The organism is Escherichia sp. B1147 (assembly GCF_001660175.1).
GTDB classification, from domain to species: Bacteria; Pseudomonadota; Gammaproteobacteria; order Enterobacterales; family Enterobacteriaceae; genus Escherichia; species Escherichia whittamii.
This window is the reverse complement of sequence record NZ_LFHY01000008.1, coordinates 46,510-62,514: the sequence shown is the minus strand read 5'-3', so window position 1 is coordinate 62,514 and position 16,005 is coordinate 46,510. Positions and strand designations below refer to the sequence as shown.

The window sequence follows — 16,005 nt, the reverse complement described above, 5'->3', positions numbered from 1 at the left end:
TCTGTTTAATAATGCGCACATTGGGTATAACGTGATCATATCAACAGAATCAATAATGTTTCGCCGAATAAATTGTATACTTAACCTGCTGTTTAATATGCTTTGTAACAATTTAGGCTGAAATTCATACCAGATTTAGCTGGTGGCGAACGTAAGCTTTTTTAAGAATACACGCTTACAAATTGTTGCGAACCTTTGGGAGTACAAACAATGCAAGAGAACTACAAGATTCTGGTGGTCGATGACGACATGCGCCTGCGCGCGCTGCTGGAGCGTTATCTCACCGAACAAGGCTTCCAGGTTCGAAGCGTCGCTAATGCAGAACAGATGGATCGCCTGCTGACTCGTGAATCTTTCCATCTTATGGTACTGGATTTGATGTTACCTGGTGAAGATGGCTTGTCGATTTGCCGACGTCTTCGTAGCCAGAGTAACCCGATGCCGATCATTATGGTGACGGCGAAAGGAGAAGAAGTTGACCGTATCGTTGGCCTGGAAATTGGTGCTGACGATTACATTCCAAAACCGTTTAACCCGCGTGAATTGCTGGCCCGCATCCGTGCGGTACTGCGTCGTCAGGCGAACGAACTGCCGGGCGCGCCGTCGCAGGAAGAAGCGGTGATTGCTTTCGGTAAGTTCAAACTTAACCTGGGTACGCGTGAAATGTTCCGCGAAGATGAACCGATGCCGCTTACCAGCGGTGAATTTGCGGTACTGAAGGCGCTGGTCAGCCATCCACGTGAGCCGCTCTCCCGTGATAAGCTGATGAATCTTGCCCGTGGCCGTGAATATTCCGCAATGGAACGTTCTATCGACGTGCAGATCTCGCGTCTGCGTCGCATGGTGGAAGAAGATCCGGCGCATCCGCGTTACATTCAGACCGTCTGGGGTCTGGGCTACGTCTTCGTGCCGGACGGTTCTAAAGCATGAGGCGATTGCGCTTCTCGCCACGAAGTTCATTTGCCCGCACGTTATTGCTCATCGTCACCTTGCTGTTCGTCAGCCTGGTGACGACTTATCTGGTGGTGCTGAACTTCGCGATTTTGCCGAGCCTCCAGCAGTTTAATAAAGTCCTCGCTTACGAAGTCCGTATGTTGATGACCGATAAACTGCAACTGGAGGACGGCACGCAGTTGGTTGTGCCTCCCGCTTTCCGTCGGGAGATCTACCGTGAGCTGGGGATCTCCCTCTATTCCAACGAAGCTGCCGAAGAGGCCGGGCTGCGTTGGGCGCAACACTATGAATTCTTAAGCCATCAGATGGCGCAGCAGCTTGGCGGCCCGACGGAAGTCCGCGTCGAGGTCAACAAAAGTTCGCCTGTCGTCTGGCTGAAAACCTGGCTGTCGCCCAATATCTGGGTGCGCGTGCCGCTGACCGAAATTCATCAGGGCGATTTCTCCCCGCTGTTCCGCTATACGCTGGCGATAATGCTGCTGGCGATAGGTGGCGCGTGGCTGTTTATTCGTATTCAGAACCGACCCCTTGTTGATCTCGAACATGCAGCTTTGCAGGTGGGTAAGGGGATTATTCCGCCGCCGCTGCGTGAGTATGGCGCTTCGGAGGTGCGTTCGGTTACCCGTGCCTTCAACCATATGGCGGCTGGCGTCAAGCAACTGGCGGATGACCGCACGCTGCTGATGGCGGGGGTAAGCCACGACCTGCGCACGCCGCTGACGCGTATTCGCCTGGCGACCGAGATGATGAGCGAGCAGGATGGCTACCTGGCAGAATCGATCAATAAAGATATCGAAGAGTGTAACGCCATCATTGAGCAGTTTATCGACTACCTGCGCACCGGGCAGGAGATGCCGATGGAATTGGCGGATCTTAATGCGGTGCTCGGTGAGGTTATTGCCGCCGAAAGTGGCTATGAGCGGGAAATTGATACCGCGCTTTATCCCGGCAGTATTGAGGTGAAAATGCACCCACTGTCGATCAAACGTGCGGTGGCGAATATGGTGGTGAACGCCGCCCGCTATGGCAATGGCTGGATCAAAGTCAGCAGCGGCACCGAGCCAAATCGCGCCTGGTTCCAGGTGGAAGATGACGGCCCAGGTATTGAACCGGAGCAGCGTAAGCACCTGTTCCAGCCGTTTGTCCGTGGTGACAGCGCGCGCACTATCAGTGGCACTGGCTTAGGACTGGCGATTGTGCAGCGGATCATCGATAACCATAACGGGATGCTGGAACTTGGCACCAGCGAGCGGGGCGGGCTTTCCATTCGCGCCTGGCTGCCATTGCCAGTAACGCGGGCGCAGGGCACGACAAAAGAAGGGTAAATAAACGGGAGGCGAAGGTGCCTCTCGTTTTTTTAAATAATTAATATACTCGTCATACTTCAAGTTGCATGTGCTGCGTCTGCGGGTTATTCGCCCCATCCATGGGCCTCACCCCTTACGGGGCCGCTGCAAGCAGCGTTCAAATCCGCTCCATGCGGATTTGTCGCTCACCCCAGTCACTTACTTATGTAGGCTCCTGGGGATTCACTCGCTTGCCGCGTTACTCGGCCTGAGGCCTCGCCCTTTCAGGGCCAACGCAAGCGTTGTTCAAAACGACCCTGCCGTTTTGTCCTGCAACTCGAATTATTTAGAGTATAAGAATGGAATCATTATGCTTAATTCGCAATCTGTCAGGGATGTAGTGCAGGAAGCCATTGCTGGTCAGGACTATGAAAGAATTAATACTGTTACTGAACAACTGCTGTCAGCGAATAATCCACGTTTTCATCTTGATGCCCTTAATTTGTTATTAGTTACATCTGGTCATTACCATCATCAGGAAGTGGCGATGAAACTTCAGCAAATTGGAGATCCGTCCACGATTCCTTATGTCAGGCAGGTATTTGCCCACGGGTTTGATTACCTCGATTATACATGTTCGGATTCTGGCGCAATTGCAAAATGGTTTAGCCATCTGTTATGGAAAATAGGCACGCCAGAGGCCCTGGCATTGATTCAGGAGTACACATCTCATTCAGATGAAGGTATCCGCAAAGAGATGCTTTATCGACTTAAACGTATTGCACATATGATGAGTATCAGCAAATTTGATCCACGAACCGCACATTACCTCGGCACAGTGCAAATCCATTATACTCCAACCACCTTCAACGCTGCCGTTAGGCATTACACCTATTACATTAAAAAGCGTTTTAAATGGTGCAAACGGGGAATTTGGGCCGGTGGTTTACTGGCAATACTGCCTGTGATCCTACAATGGTTGAATTCTTCCCATGACTTTAAACTCAACGGAATTAGTCGGTTAATTCTCCTGTTCACGTTGGTCTTCCTATGGTTAATGTTCCTGTTAATCACCCGAAGAATCAAAGATTTTAAGTCAAAAACAGTGCAGGTTACTTTTACTGAACCCGTACGTTATGAGTTTTATAGCGAGGGGATTGTTTTTTATGAATCTCATCAGCAGGGCATACTTCGCTGGGGGGATTTTTATGGTATTCATTACGAAGAAGATTATTTGTGGCTTTTTCTGCATTTACCGAAGAGTTTTTCCAGAGAAGCGACGAAAGAGTTTAGTGATATTTTTATTCCCGCCAGTGCGATAAAAGCGCAGCCTGAACTGGATACGTTTTTTCGTGAAACACGCCACTTGCTGGAATATATGTTTTCCCCATTTAATTCAGACAGAAAGTAAAAAATCCCCCGAATCTCGCGAAACGGGGGAACTTCGTCACTTAACTTAACGGATTACAGCTTCGGACCCGCAGCTACCAGCGCGGCACCGGCTGGGGTGTCGGTGTATTTATCGAAGTTGTCGATAAACAGTTTCGCCAGCGTTTCGGCTTTTTCCTGCCACTGTTCCGGAGATGCGTAGGTGTTACGCGGATCGAGGATCTTCGTGTCGACGCCCGGCAGTTCGGTTGGGATCGCCAGGTTAAACATCGGCAGAGTGAAGGTTTCTGCGTTATCCAGCGAACCGTTCAGGATGGCGTCGATAATGGCGCGGGTATCTTTAATGGAGATACGTTTGCCAGTGCCGTTCCAGCCGGTGTTAACCAGATATGCCTGCGCACCTGCCGCCTGCATACGTTTCACCAGCACTTCTGCGTACTGAGTCGGGTGCAGCGACAGGAATGCCGCGCCAAAGCAGGCAGAGAAGGTTGGCGTCGGTTCGGTGATGCCGCGCTCAGTACCAGCCAGTTTGGCGGTGAAGCCAGAGAGGAAGTGGTACTGGGTTTGGTCGGCCGTCAGACGGGAAACCGGCGGCAGCACGCCAAAGGCATCTGCGGTCAGGAAGATAACCTTAGTCGCATGGCCCGCTTTGGAGACTGGCTTAACGATGTTATCAATGTGATAGATCGGATAAGAAACGCGGGTGTTCTCGGTTTTTGAACCATCGTCAAAGTCGATAGTGCCATCTTCACGTACGGTGACGTTTTCCAGCAGCGCATCGCGGCGGATAGCGTTGTAGATTTCAGGTTCTGCTTCTTTCGACAGTTTAATGGTTTTCGCGTAGCAGCCGCCTTCGAAGTTAAACACGCCGTCATCATCCCAGCCGTGCTCGTCATCGCCAATCAGACGACGTTTCGGGTCGGTGGAAAGGGTAGTTTTACCTGTGCCAGAAAGGCCGAAGAACACGGCAACATCGCCTTTTTCGCCAACGTTGGCGGAGCAGTGCATAGAAGCGATACCTTTCAGCGGCAGCAGGTAGTTCATCATCGAGAACATCCCTTTCTTCATTTCGCCGCCATACCAGGTGCCACCAATCAACTGCATGCGTTCAGTCAGGTTAAACGCCACGAAGTTTTCAGAATTCAGACCCTGCTCTTTCCACTGCGGGTTGGTACACTTCGCGCCGTTCATGACGATAAAGTCAGGTTTGAAACCTTCCAGCTCTTCATCACTCGGGCGAATAAACATGTTCTTGACGAAATGCGCCTGCCAGGCCACTTCGGTGATGAAACGTACGGAAAGGCGAGTATCCGGGTTAGCGCCACAGAAAGCATCAACCACGAACAGGCGTTTGCCGGAAAGCTGTTTGGTCACCAGGCCTTTCAGATGTTGCCAGGTTTCCGGAGTGAGTGGTTTGTTATCGTTTTTACCTTTGCCTTTGTCTGCCCACCAGAAAGTATCGCGAGTGGTATCGTCACGGACGATATACTTATCTTTTGGTGAACGACCAGTGAAGATCCCGGTATCCACGGCAACGGCACCCAGATTAGTTAACACCCCGCGCTCATAACCTGTCAGGCTCGGATCGAGCTCTTCCTGATACAGCAGGTCGTAGCTTGGGTTGTAAACGATATCATGTACGTCACTGATACCATAAGCCTCGAGTTCTTGCGGGGTCAAACCATTGTTAACGCGCATTTCACTGCTCCTTAGCCAATATGTATTGCCTGAATAGTAAAGTCTTTTTGGGGGTGTTAACCGCGACAAGGCTCATAGATTTACGCATCTGGAGAAATTCATATTTGACAAAAAACTCCGTGATTCCTGTCACGAAACGGTTGCTATTATCGCAGAAATGACATTCCAGGTGTGGAAAATGTTCCTAAAAGGTTAAATGTTGGTTTAATTGACCATTATAATGTGAGTGAAATCTCATTCATGATTGAAATTTATGCAAAATCAATCAGTAAAGTATCGATTCACCACCGCAAAATTTTTTGTAAATTTTTCTGAAAATAAATATTAGTACTGTCTGAATGCAATAATTAACCTTCCTTTTGATTCCGGATCACTAACATGGATAACGTTGAACTTTCACCTGCAACACGGTGGGGAATGGTCGCCACTGGATTAATCCAGGGACTGGTTTGCTATCTTCTAATAACCTGGCTGGCTGTGGACAATAACAACTGGATTGTTTACGGCGTCCCTGCAACCGTGGCGCTTTCATCCGTTTTGTTATTCACCGTGGAGTCCTTCAAACAGAAGCGTTTGTGGGGATGGTTGGCGCTGGTATTTATTGCCACTCTGGCGATGAGCGGCTGGCTGAAGTGGCAAATTGATGGCATGAGTTCCTGGAGAGCGGACCAGGAACTCTGGGAATTTGGTTGTTATCTGCTGTTAATGGCGATGTTGTTATTGCCCTGGATACAACTGAATTTACACGACAGAAAAGGGCGAACGAACTATAGCTTTTTTTACCAGTCGGTGTGGCACAACACTCTAATATTGATGGTGATTTTTATCACTAATGGCCTGACCTGGCTGGTGCTTTTACTGTGGAGTGAGTTATTTAAACTTGTTGGCATCACGTTTTTCAGTACCCTCTTTTTTTCAACCGACTGGTTTATTTATCTTACGTTGGGCCTGGTTACCGCGCTGTCAGTCATTCTTGCGCGGACACAATCGCGGTTAATCGCCTCTATACAAAAGCTCTTCACGTTGATCGCTACAGGTTTGCTACCGCTGGTTTCACTGCTGACGCTGCTGTTTATTATCACTTTGCCTTTTGCTGGTTTGAATGCGATTTCTCGCCACATTTCCGCCGCTGGTCTGCTGTTAACTCTGGCCTTTTTGCAGTTGCTCTTAATGGCCATTGTCCGCGATCCACAAAAAGCATCGCTTCCCTGGACTGGCCCGTTGCGTTGCCTGATAAAAACGTCTCTGCTGGTGGCACCGCTCTATGTGCTGATCGCCGCCTGGGCTATATGGATGCGGGTCGCTCAATACGGCTGGACAGCCGAACGCTTGCACGGCGCACTGGCGGTGGTGGTGTTACTGGCCTGGTCGTTGGGGTATTTTGTCAGTATCGTCTGGCGTAAAGGGCAAAATCCCCTTGTTCTTCAGGGCAAAGTGAACCTTACGGTTTCGTTATTGGTGCTGGTGATACTGGTGCTTCTTAATTCGCCGGTGCTGGACAGTATGCGCATTAGCGTGAACAGCCATATAGCGCGTTATCAGAGCGGCAAGAACACGCCAGACCAGGTAAGTATCTACATGCTCGAACATAGCGGTCGCTATGGACGTGCAGCGCTGGAGTCGTTGAAAAGCGATGTCGAGTATATGAAAGACCCGAAACGCAGGCGGAGTTTGCTGATGGCGTTTGATGGCGTGCAGCGACTTCAGCAGCAGATATCAGAAAAAGCATTAGCTGATAATGTATTTATCGCCCCAGGTTCTGGCAAACCGGATGCGACATTCTGGTCGGCAGTGATGAAAAATCGCTATAACGCAATGATATGTATTGAAAAAGATGCCTGTGTTCTGGTAGAGCAAGATCTGAATAGTGATGGTAGGGCAGAGCGGATCCTGTTTGCCTTTAATGATGAAAGATACATTGTCTATGGCATTGAGCCTTCCGGGAAAGAATGGAAAGAGATTACGATGAGTTCACTCCCGGATGTAATAACGAAAGAGAAATTACTCACTGCCGCGAAGGATGGAAAACTGGGGACGAAGCCTAAAACGTGGCGCAATCTTACGGTGGATGGAGAAACGCTGGATTTGAATCTGAAGGAATGACAGCGCGCATCTGATTTTTTCTTGGATGCGGCGCCTTATCTTACCTGCAATAAATTGCATTTGATCCGCAGGCCAGATAAGCGCAGCGCATCAGGCAATGTAGTCATGAAATCCGGCAGAGTTATCTCTGCCGGAACGACTAATTAATGAACCTGCGGGTCTGCCGGAGACGCATTGTTGCGGATCTCGGCAATATCCATCGCATTGAACAGATAGTGGTTACCGCAGTAATCACAATGCATGTCAATTTCGCCATCTTCCGCGAGGATGCTATCAACTTCTTCATCCGGCAGCGTTTTCAGCGCGTCGGCGCAACGTTCACGCGAGCAGGTGCATTTGAACTCAACATCCTGCGGATCGTAAACCGTCACTTCTTCTTCGTGGTACAAACGCCACAACACTTCGTTTGCCGGTAAGGTCAGCAGCTCTTCAGTTTTGATGGTTTCGGTCAGCGTCGCGAGGTGGTCGAAGTCGTCCTGCTGGGCATTTTGCGCAGGCATTACCTGCAACAACATACCACCCGCAGCCGGTTTGCCATCTACGTCGCCGGTGCGAATAAACAGGCGCGTCGGCAGCTGTTCAGAACGCATAAAGTAATCTTCCAGGCAGGCCGCCAGGGTGTCACCTTCCAGACCAACTACGCCCTGATAGCGTTCGCCTTCGCTCGGGGTAATCGTGATCACTACGTAACCATTGCCGACCAGTGTTTTCAGATCGGCATTTTCCGGAATTTCGCCCTGCACACGCGCGACGCCACGCATCTGCTGTTTGTTGTTTCCGTTGATGACCGCCAGACTCATTGGGCCGTCGCCTTGCAGCTGTACGGTGATATCACCATCAAACTTCAGCGTAGCGGTCAACAGGCTGGTCGCGACCAGCAGTTCTGCCAGCACGTTTTTCACCGGCTGCGGATAATCGTGATTCTCAAGGATCTGTTGCAGGGTTTCCGAAACGGTTACCAGTTCGCCGCGCACGGCAAAGTTTTCAAACAGATAGCGATGTAATTGGTCATGTTGCGGCATAATCATCTCTCTTGCAGGTGACAGTTATTCACTGTCGCCGTGTTTAAATCGTAACAGGTCACGGCGCTCTTTTTTGTCCGGGCGCCGGTCCGGGTGCGGCATGGTTAAGGCATTAAGTTTACGTGCCAGCGCCATTTTTTCGCGTTTCTCTACACTTTCCGCAGTCTCTTCATACAACAAGACCGCCTCGCTGGCGGGGCGACGCTGTTCAGTAATCGCCTTTACAATCACCGTTCGTTCGTCATTTCCCTGGCGCAGTGTGAGCGTGGCATTCAGCTCGACGACTTTACTCGGCTTGCTGCGCTGCCCGTTGTAATGCACCTTACCGCCTTCAATCATTTCGCGGGCCAGCGCACGGGTTTTATAAAAACGGGCGGCCCATAGCCATTTATCCAGTCGAACCTCAACAGCCGGTTTTTCTTTCATGGCGTCTCCTTCACATTAGCGAGGGGATCAGGCGGCGGTAGTCATTCAGTGACGGATGGCGCTCATACTGTTTTTCGGCTATTCCAGAGTCAGGGTTTGTGACGCCGAGACAGTAACGAATACCAAATTGCGCGGCAGCATCGAGAATGGCTTCGCTGTCATCAATAAACAGCGTTCTTTCAGCTTTCAGACCCGTAGCTTCGGCCACCGCATGCCATAACCGCTGATCCTCTTTCGGATAACCAAATGTGTGGGTGGAAAGTAATAAATCAAGGTGTGCGTCCAGACCCGTATGCTCAAGTTTAACGGCCAGGTTATGTGGATGGGCGTTAGTGAGCAAAATTCGCTGCTTGCCGCTGGCTTTCAGCGCTTCGAGAAACGGAATAGTATCTTCACGCAACACGGCTCGCGGCCCCATCTCGGTGGTCATCGCACAGATATCCAGACCCAGTTGCTCGCTCCAGTAATCAAGACAGTACCAGTTTAGCGTATGCTGCACGTCGTGATATTGCTGGCGCATATATTCCATTGCTTCCTGTGGCGTAACACCGTTTTTCGCGCCCCAGGTTTCAGGCACCAGCTTTTGCCAGAAATAGTTATCGAAGGCGAGGTCGAGCAACGTGCCGTCCATATCCAGCAGAACGGTATCTACGTCCTGCCAGGCAATGTTGATATGCATGAGGGAAATCTCCAGAGTGAAGCAATTTGCGCGACAGGGTAGCATAACCTGCCGCGCAAACGTGTTATTCGGTAAGGCTTTCTGAAGACGTGAGCAACGTCGGATTCAGGCAGCTTTCGTAGTATTCCTGAATTTCCATCATGCGGGTGCGATGACGCTGGTAACGACGCCAGGCCTGCACGCCATTATAGATGGCACAGCCGAACATCGTCAGTAGCAGTAATGTGGTGCCGAGATAGCGCCACAGGCCAGAACGGTCCGGAATAGGGTGCAAGCCGATATGCTGCGTGCCGTTGGCATCGGTGAAGATATTGGTGACGATCCCCTCGGCGTTAAACGGTGTATGCATCAACATTTGCGCCAGCTTCTGGAAAGCGTTCCATTGTTCTTGCGCCGGGTAGTCATAAAGCGAGGTTGCTGGCCACGGTTGATCGACAAAATCGCTGCCTTCGTCGCTGACAATCAGGAAGCCGCCAGGCGCTGGGCTATTCAGTGATTGCGCCGCTCGCGCCGTTTCATGAGTGATAAACGGTGCGGTGGAAGTCGCCACCAGATTATCCAGCGATTCTGCGCTCACCGGGCGAAGTAATACATTCACACCATCAAGTTTTCCTGCGTTGGCGCGTTTCACCAGTGCGTCCCAGTCCTTACTGTTGCCGAGATTAACCAGTGCGTTTTTTAAGCGCACACAATCATCTTTGGCTGCACAGAGATCGGCAGTTTTCAGCACGATGTCGCCAAAGTCATCAAGCAAAACCATGCCGGATTTCTGAATCGCAGAACGTAATGAGGCACTGACGCGAGATTCATCATCCGGTTTCGGGTGCAACTGGCGGTTTACTGCCTCGGTCAGTGCCGTGGCCTTGTTAACCAGTTCCGATTCCGGTAATGGCAATGAACGGGCGTCATTCCAGATGATCTGCGAGCAGTCAAATGGCAAAAACGGTGAATTGGTTTTCGCGCTCCAGGTGCCGGAAGTGCGGATATTACACATGCCTGTACCGCTTAGACGTAAGGTATCGCCCACGCGTACGCCAGCGTCCGCAAGTTGTTTAACACTGGTGGCTTCAATAGTCTGCGCGCCTTTCATCCACGAGAGAGTGAATTTCAGCGGCATATCCAGTGGGATCCAGAACAGCAGCATAAACAAGACTAACAGCGAACCGGCTGCGATAACCGTGCTGCGTAGCCAGTGCTGCAACGGGAAGTTTTTTACTTCGTCATGTAGCGAAAGATAGCGCCCCTGGCGCACGACGTGGCGGTCCAGGTAGATATCGATATCGGTTTGTTGTCCGAGATCCTGGGCAATGTAAGGTTGCCAGTGCGCGGGGTAGACCAGGTCGATAATACCAAGCGAAATATTGTTAATCTGTTCCTGCGAGTTTTCGCCAAACAGCCCCCAGCGACGCGGTGTCCCGCGCAGGCAGTGGATCTCCCGTAGGGAAGATTTGGCAGGTGGCGCATATAATCCCCACAGACCCGCCCCCAGCAGCAGTAGCGCGCCGCCAACCAACCACGGGACAAATACATCAGGGGTTACCAGGCAGAAATAGAACATCAGGAATGAGGCGACTATCAGCAGCGCTTCCCGCAATCCTCGTGGGCGGCTAAGTGCATACTCTTCGTGCGTTTCCTGGCGAATGTTGAGCAACTCAATTTGTTCGCTCTCTTCACCGCGAATCGACGCCTGCGTTGATGGAATAGGTTGTAACGCGTAACCGCGAGTCTCCTGCATATACTCTTGCAGCGTATGACCGTTGAGTGAAATGACTAATGGGAGTGAGTCGGTATAAATCAGTTCAACGGTGTTTTCGTCGTTGATGTACTGCTCCCAGAAAGGCGGCAGGTGAACTTCTACCGAGTCAAGGTAGTAGCGCCATTTATTGGGATCGTCAGTAGAGATGCCATAACGTGTGATAGCGTGCGTCAACATCATCACATTATTGCTTTCGGCGTTCAGCGTCAGAGAGACAGGCGCCGTGCTGGCACCCGTCGGGCCGGGAACCTGCAAAATCTGCGTCAGGCTCTCGAGATAATTTTCAATAGCGCTACGTTCTTCCGGAGTGAGTTTGCGCGTTTGCGCATCAGCGAAGGCGTTAGCCCAGGGCAATTGTCGCCGCCTGGTGCGTGCTTTTATCAGCCATCCCGCAAATAGTGAGCAGGCCAGCAAAGCAGCTAAAAAAATCACAATGGTGCTCATGCTTTCCCCATCTTACTTAATTTGTCAGGCGTGATTATTCGCACCCTGGACACAATATAGGATTCTGCGGTTGGCTATCGGCAAGCGTGGAGTTGAACTTGAGCATCATTAAGCGCATCCCGGTAACTGCTGATCATAGCAAACCCTCTGAGGGCGGAATATCAGCAAATTCCTGGAGTTATTTCAACCTATTGACTTTTAATTTGATTTGAGAACGATTATTTATCAGGTTGCATAAATGTAAATAACATGCAATTCACATTGCCGAAACGGTGTCCGATATCGCACAATAAATACTGATTTCACTGCAAAGATTCCACAATGAGAAAATCATTACAAAAACCCACCATTCTGAATGTTGAAACTGTAGCCCGTTCCCGACTGTTTACCGTCGAAAGCGTGGATCTGGAGTTCAGCAATGGCGTGCGGCGTGTTTATGAACGAATGCGTCCAACCAACAGGGAAGCGGTGATGATTGTGCCTATTGTGGACGACCATCTGATCCTGATTCGTGAGTACGCGGTGGGAACTGAATCCTACGAGTTAGGATTTTCAAAAGGGCTGATTGATCCCGGTGAAAGCGTCTACGAAGCAGCTAATCGCGAGCTAAAAGAAGAAGTGGGCTATGGTGCGAACGATCTGACTTTTTTGAAGAAACTCAGCATGGCGCCGTCTTACTTCTCCAGCAAAATGAATATTGTGGTGGCGCAGGATCTTTACCCTGAATCGCTGGAAGGCGACGAACCAGAGCCACTGCCGCAGGTTCGCTGGCCGCTGGCGCATATGATGGATTTGCTTGAAGACCCTGACTTCAATGAAGCGCGCAATGTCAGCGCACTGTTCCTGGTACGTGAGTGGTTGAAGGGGCAGGGGCGGTTGTAAAGCCTCTGGTTATGCAGGTTGGCGTGACTGGGCGATTTTTTCGCGAATAAACGCCAGTGCTTCCTCTTCTTTATCACCCAGCCATATAAAAGTTGATTTGTTCATAACCAATACGAATATATCTTTATAGGGGATAAGGTCATTTATCTCTGACCAGACACATAAGCTGTGGGTGCCAGAGTTTTTCCAGCATTTAACGCCAGTCTCATCGATTTTAAAGTTCAATCCTTCTGTTATTGCGTTTTGATTGTAGAGATCAGACCGCGCTTTCTTCAGCTTATGCCTTGTCCAATAGGTCTTTACTAAGAAAAACATACCATGTAACCAAAATACGATAACTAATAGTTTGTTTTTGTTGAGGATAAACAGAAGGTCATCGGTGATGTTATTCCAGGCTGATAATTCAATTTCTATATTACATATCCCTAAAATCACGAGAGAAGCAGGGCATATCAAGAAAAACATGACGCCAATGATGTCATAGAGAGTCGCTTTGTGTAGGCGCGGCATTTTCTCTGGATGATACCTTCGTAGAACAAGGCTGGTGATGGTTAGAAAATCAGTTTGGTTAAGGCTGAATGGGGGATATTGCCTGGTGAACTGACGACTGATTTCGCTGTAATTCTTCGAAAGAGAAGGAGAGTGAATTTCCATTTTCGTTGACATCTTCCATAGTAAAAAAAGCCCGGCAACATTAACGCTGCCGGGCGTCGTTTTTAGAACAATTCCTGCGCCTCACCATTATCAATAATGGTTGTACCTACTTCGCGTACCGCCTGCTGTGTAGGCTGCGTACCTTCGATGAAATACTCTTCGCGGCTGTTACCGCCGCTGGCCAGTTGCCCGGTGCTGCGATCGATATTCACCATCACAATACCCGGCGGCGGTGTCAGGGGGTGTTCTGGCACACCTTCCAGAACGGCTTTCATATAAGCGTCCCATGCAGGCTGCGCGCTTTTAGCACCACCTTCATAACCAGAGATCTGATCTTTAATCGCCCCGGAAGCCGTGGTGTGACCGAGATTACGGCGGTGATCGTCAAAGCCAATCCATACCGAGGTCACAACGCCCGGACCGTAACCCGAGAACCATGCATCCTTCGAGCTGTTGGTGGTCCCGGTTTTCCCGCCGATATCATGACGCTGCAAATCACGACCTGCGCGCCAGCCAGTACCCTGCCAGCCTGGTTCACCAAATATATTGGTGTTCAGTGCGCTCTTAATCAGGAATGCCAGCGGAGTGCTGATGACGTGCGGAGCGTATTCTGGCGCGCCAGTCTTCGCCACTAATGCCTGATTAGCTTGCTCCAGCTGCGGCATCGGAACGGAAACATTCTGCTGTTCGCGAGAGATAGCAACGTCTTCAACGTCGCTGTTTTCTAGCACGTTCGATTTTTGCGTATCACCGTAAATCACCGGGATATCGCATTCCGGGCAAGCGACTTTCGGTTTCGCTTCGAAAATCACCCCGCCCTGGTCGTTTTCAATTTTGCTGATAAACCATGGATCCACCAGGAAGCCACCGTTCGCCATTACCGCGTAGCCGCGCGCCACCTGCAGCGGCGTGAAGGACGCGGAACCCAGCGCCAGCGATTCGGTATGGACAATGTTTTGCGCCGGGAAGCCGAAGCGTTGCAGATACTCTGCAGCGTAGTCGACGCCCATCGCCCGCATTGCACGCACCATCACCACGTTCTTCGACTGACCCAGCCCCTGACGTAAACGGATTGGGCCGGCATATTGCGGTGGTGAGTTTTTCGGCTGCCAGTCAGAACCAGCACCGGCATCCCAGCGGGAAATCGGCACATCGTTCAGCATACTTGCCAGTGTCAGACCTTTATCCATCGCTGCGGTGTAGAGGAATGGTTTGATATTCGACCCCACCTGACGCAGCGCCTGAGTAGCGCGGTTAAACTTGCTCTGGTTGAAGTCAAAGCCACCAACCAGCGCCATAACGGCACCGTTTTGCGGATTGATAGATACCAGCGCCGAGTTCACCTCTGGCACCTGCGCCAGCCACCAGGCATCGCCAACCTGGCGAACCCAGATTTGCTGACCTGTTTGCATAACATCAGTCACTTTACGCGGCGTCGGTCCCTGTTGAGTGTCTGAACGGTAAGGACGCGCCCAGCGAACGCCTTCCATACGCAACGTTACGGATGTTCCGTCAGCCAGCATCGCTGTCGCTTCCTGCGGGTTGGCGCTGGTAACTGCGGCAGGTAGCAGCGGACCGTAAGTCGGTAACGCTTTTAGCGTATTGGTTATCTTTTTGGTGTCCCACGGCGTCTCTCCCACCTTCCACAACACATTAGCCGGGCCGCGATAACCGTGACGCATGTCGTAGTCCAGTACGTTATTACGCACTGCTTGCTGTGCGGCCTGCTGTACTTTGCGGGTAATGGTAGTGTAAATGCGATAGCCGTCTTCATAAGCGTTTTCGCCGTAACGGTTATACATCTCCTGACGTACCATTTCGGTGAGATACGGCGCTGAGAAGGCGATCTCCGGTGCGTGATAGTTGGCGTTAATCGGCTCACTACGCGTCTGATCGTACTGTTGCTGGGTGATATACCCTTCGCTCAACATACGCGACAGCACAACGTTGCGCCGCGCGACGGCGCGATCCATTGAGTAGAGCGGGTTGAAGGTGGAAGGGGCTTTCGGCAGCCCGGCAATCATCGCCATTTCGTTCAGCGTCAGTTGGTCGACGGTTTTACCGAAATAGACTTGTGCCGCAGCACCGACACCATAGGCGCGGTAACCGAGGTAAATCTTGTTCAGATAAAGCTCGAGGATCTCGTCTTTAGTCAGCAACTGTTCAATACGAATCGCGAGGAAGACTTCCTTAATCTTACGCATCAGCGTGCGTTCCGGACTCAGGAAGAAGTTTCTCGCCAGTTGCTGGGTAATGGTGCTCGCCCCTTGTGACGCGTGACCAGAGAACAACGCCACACTTGCCGCACGGAAGATCCCCACCGGGTCAACGCCGTGATGCTCATAAAAGCGGCTGTCCTCCGTCGCGATAAAGGCTTTCACCATTTCCGGCGGGATTTGATCCAACGTAACCGGAATACGACGCTTTTCACCATATTGCGCAATTAGCTCGCCATCGGCGCTGTAAATCTGCATCGGAATTTGCAGGCGAACATCTTTTAATGTCGCCACATCCGGCAGTTGTGGCTCGATGTAGCGGTATAGGCCATAAATCGAGCCTGCTCCCAGCAGAATGCAACAGACTGCAAGGATCAATAAATACTTTACGAACTTCACTGGAAATTTCCCATTTAGTTTCATTTGGGCAGTTTATAAACAAACGCGCGGTAGTATAAAGGCAAGCCAGACGCATTGATATACCCGTCAGAGTGAC

The 16,005-nt window shown here is 50.8% G+C and carries 12 protein-coding genes; 5 read left to right on the top strand and 7 right to left on the bottom strand.

Going from position 1 to position 16,005, the window contains the following annotated elements; translation table 11 throughout:
• Positions 1-210: 210 nt before the first annotated feature.
• From ompR to A9180_RS24740, 3 genes are all read left to right on the top strand, one after another.
• Positions 211-930, top strand: a complete 720-nt coding sequence (gene ompR / locus A9180_RS07645; RefSeq protein WP_001157751.1) for a two-component system response regulator OmpR — start codon at positions 211-213, stop codon at positions 928-930.
• The gene (gene envZ, locus A9180_RS07640; protein ID WP_064527613.1) at positions 927-2,279 is read left to right on the top strand and encodes a two-component system sensor histidine kinase EnvZ; all 1,353 of its coding nucleotides are present in this window, start codon (positions 927-929) and stop codon (positions 2,277-2,279) included. The genes ompR and envZ overlap by 4 nt, the downstream gene beginning before the upstream one ends.
• 331 nt (positions 2,280-2,610) lie before the next feature.
• Entirely contained in the window at positions 2,611-3,651 is a 1,041-nt protein-coding gene (locus A9180_RS24740) for a hypothetical protein (protein ID WP_225221410.1), read from the top strand.
• A 53-nt stretch (positions 3,652-3,704) separates the two neighbouring features.
• Here A9180_RS24740 and pckA read toward each other — a convergent pair whose 3' ends face one another.
• Positions 3,705-5,327, bottom strand: coding sequence for a phosphoenolpyruvate carboxykinase (ATP) (gene pckA, locus A9180_RS07630; RefSeq protein ID WP_064527611.1), 1,623 nt, complete (start codon positions 5,325-5,327; stop codon positions 3,705-3,707).
• Positions 5,328-5,705: 378 nt separating this feature from the next.
• Between pckA and A9180_RS07625 the strand changes: the two genes are divergently transcribed.
• Positions 5,706-7,430 (top strand): DUF4153 domain-containing protein, encoded by a 1,725-nt coding sequence (locus A9180_RS07625; RefSeq protein WP_064527609.1) that lies wholly within the window; start codon positions 5,706-5,708, stop codon positions 7,428-7,430.
• Positions 7,431-7,573: 143 nt separating this feature from the next.
• On the opposite strand, the gene hslO is transcribed toward A9180_RS07625, so the two are convergent.
• The 4 genes from hslO to igaA all read right to left on the bottom strand — a co-directional run bounded on the left by hslO (position 7,574) and on the right by igaA (position 11,757).
• Entirely contained in the window at positions 7,574-8,452 is an 879-nt protein-coding gene (gene hslO / locus A9180_RS07620; RefSeq protein ID WP_001402591.1) for an Hsp33 family molecular chaperone HslO, read from the bottom strand.
• Between the two features lie 24 nt (positions 8,453-8,476).
• The gene (gene hslR / locus A9180_RS07615; RefSeq protein ID WP_000660493.1) at positions 8,477-8,878 is read right to left on the bottom strand and encodes a ribosome-associated heat shock protein Hsp15; all 402 of its coding nucleotides are present in this window, start codon (positions 8,876-8,878) and stop codon (positions 8,477-8,479) included.
• Positions 8,879-8,888: 10 nt separating this feature from the next.
• A complete protein-coding gene (yrfG, locus tag A9180_RS07610; RefSeq protein WP_023155832.1) occupies positions 8,889-9,557 on the bottom strand; it encodes a GMP/IMP nucleotidase in 669 nt (222 codons plus the stop codon).
• 64 nt (positions 9,558-9,621) lie between these two features.
• Positions 9,622-11,757 carry an intracellular growth attenuator protein IgaA gene (gene igaA / locus A9180_RS07605; RefSeq protein ID WP_064527606.1) on the bottom strand — a complete coding sequence of 712 codons (2,136 nt, stop codon included), beginning with the start codon at positions 11,755-11,757 and terminating at the stop codon, positions 9,622-9,624.
• A gap of 321 nt (positions 11,758-12,078) precedes the next feature.
• Here igaA and nudE point away from each other — a divergent pair, with 321 nt between their 5' ends.
• Positions 12,079-12,639: an ADP compounds hydrolase NudE gene (nudE, locus tag A9180_RS07600; RefSeq protein WP_064527604.1), complete on the top strand. Its 561-nt coding sequence runs from the start codon at positions 12,079-12,081 to the stop codon at positions 12,637-12,639.
• A 9-nt stretch (positions 12,640-12,648) separates the two neighbouring features.
• Here the strand turns inward: nudE and A9180_RS07595 are convergent, their stop codons facing one another.
• Together A9180_RS07595 and mrcA are read right to left on the bottom strand one after the other, a co-directional pair.
• Complete coding sequence (locus tag A9180_RS07595) at positions 12,649-13,293, bottom strand: hypothetical protein (protein ID WP_064527602.1); 645 nt, start codon at positions 13,291-13,293, stop codon at positions 12,649-12,651.
• 62 nt (positions 13,294-13,355) lie between these two features.
• Positions 13,356-15,908, bottom strand: coding sequence for a peptidoglycan glycosyltransferase/peptidoglycan DD-transpeptidase MrcA (gene mrcA / locus A9180_RS07590; RefSeq protein ID WP_064527600.1), 2,553 nt, complete (start codon positions 15,906-15,908; stop codon positions 13,356-13,358).
• Between the last annotated feature and the right edge of the window lie 97 nt (positions 15,909-16,005).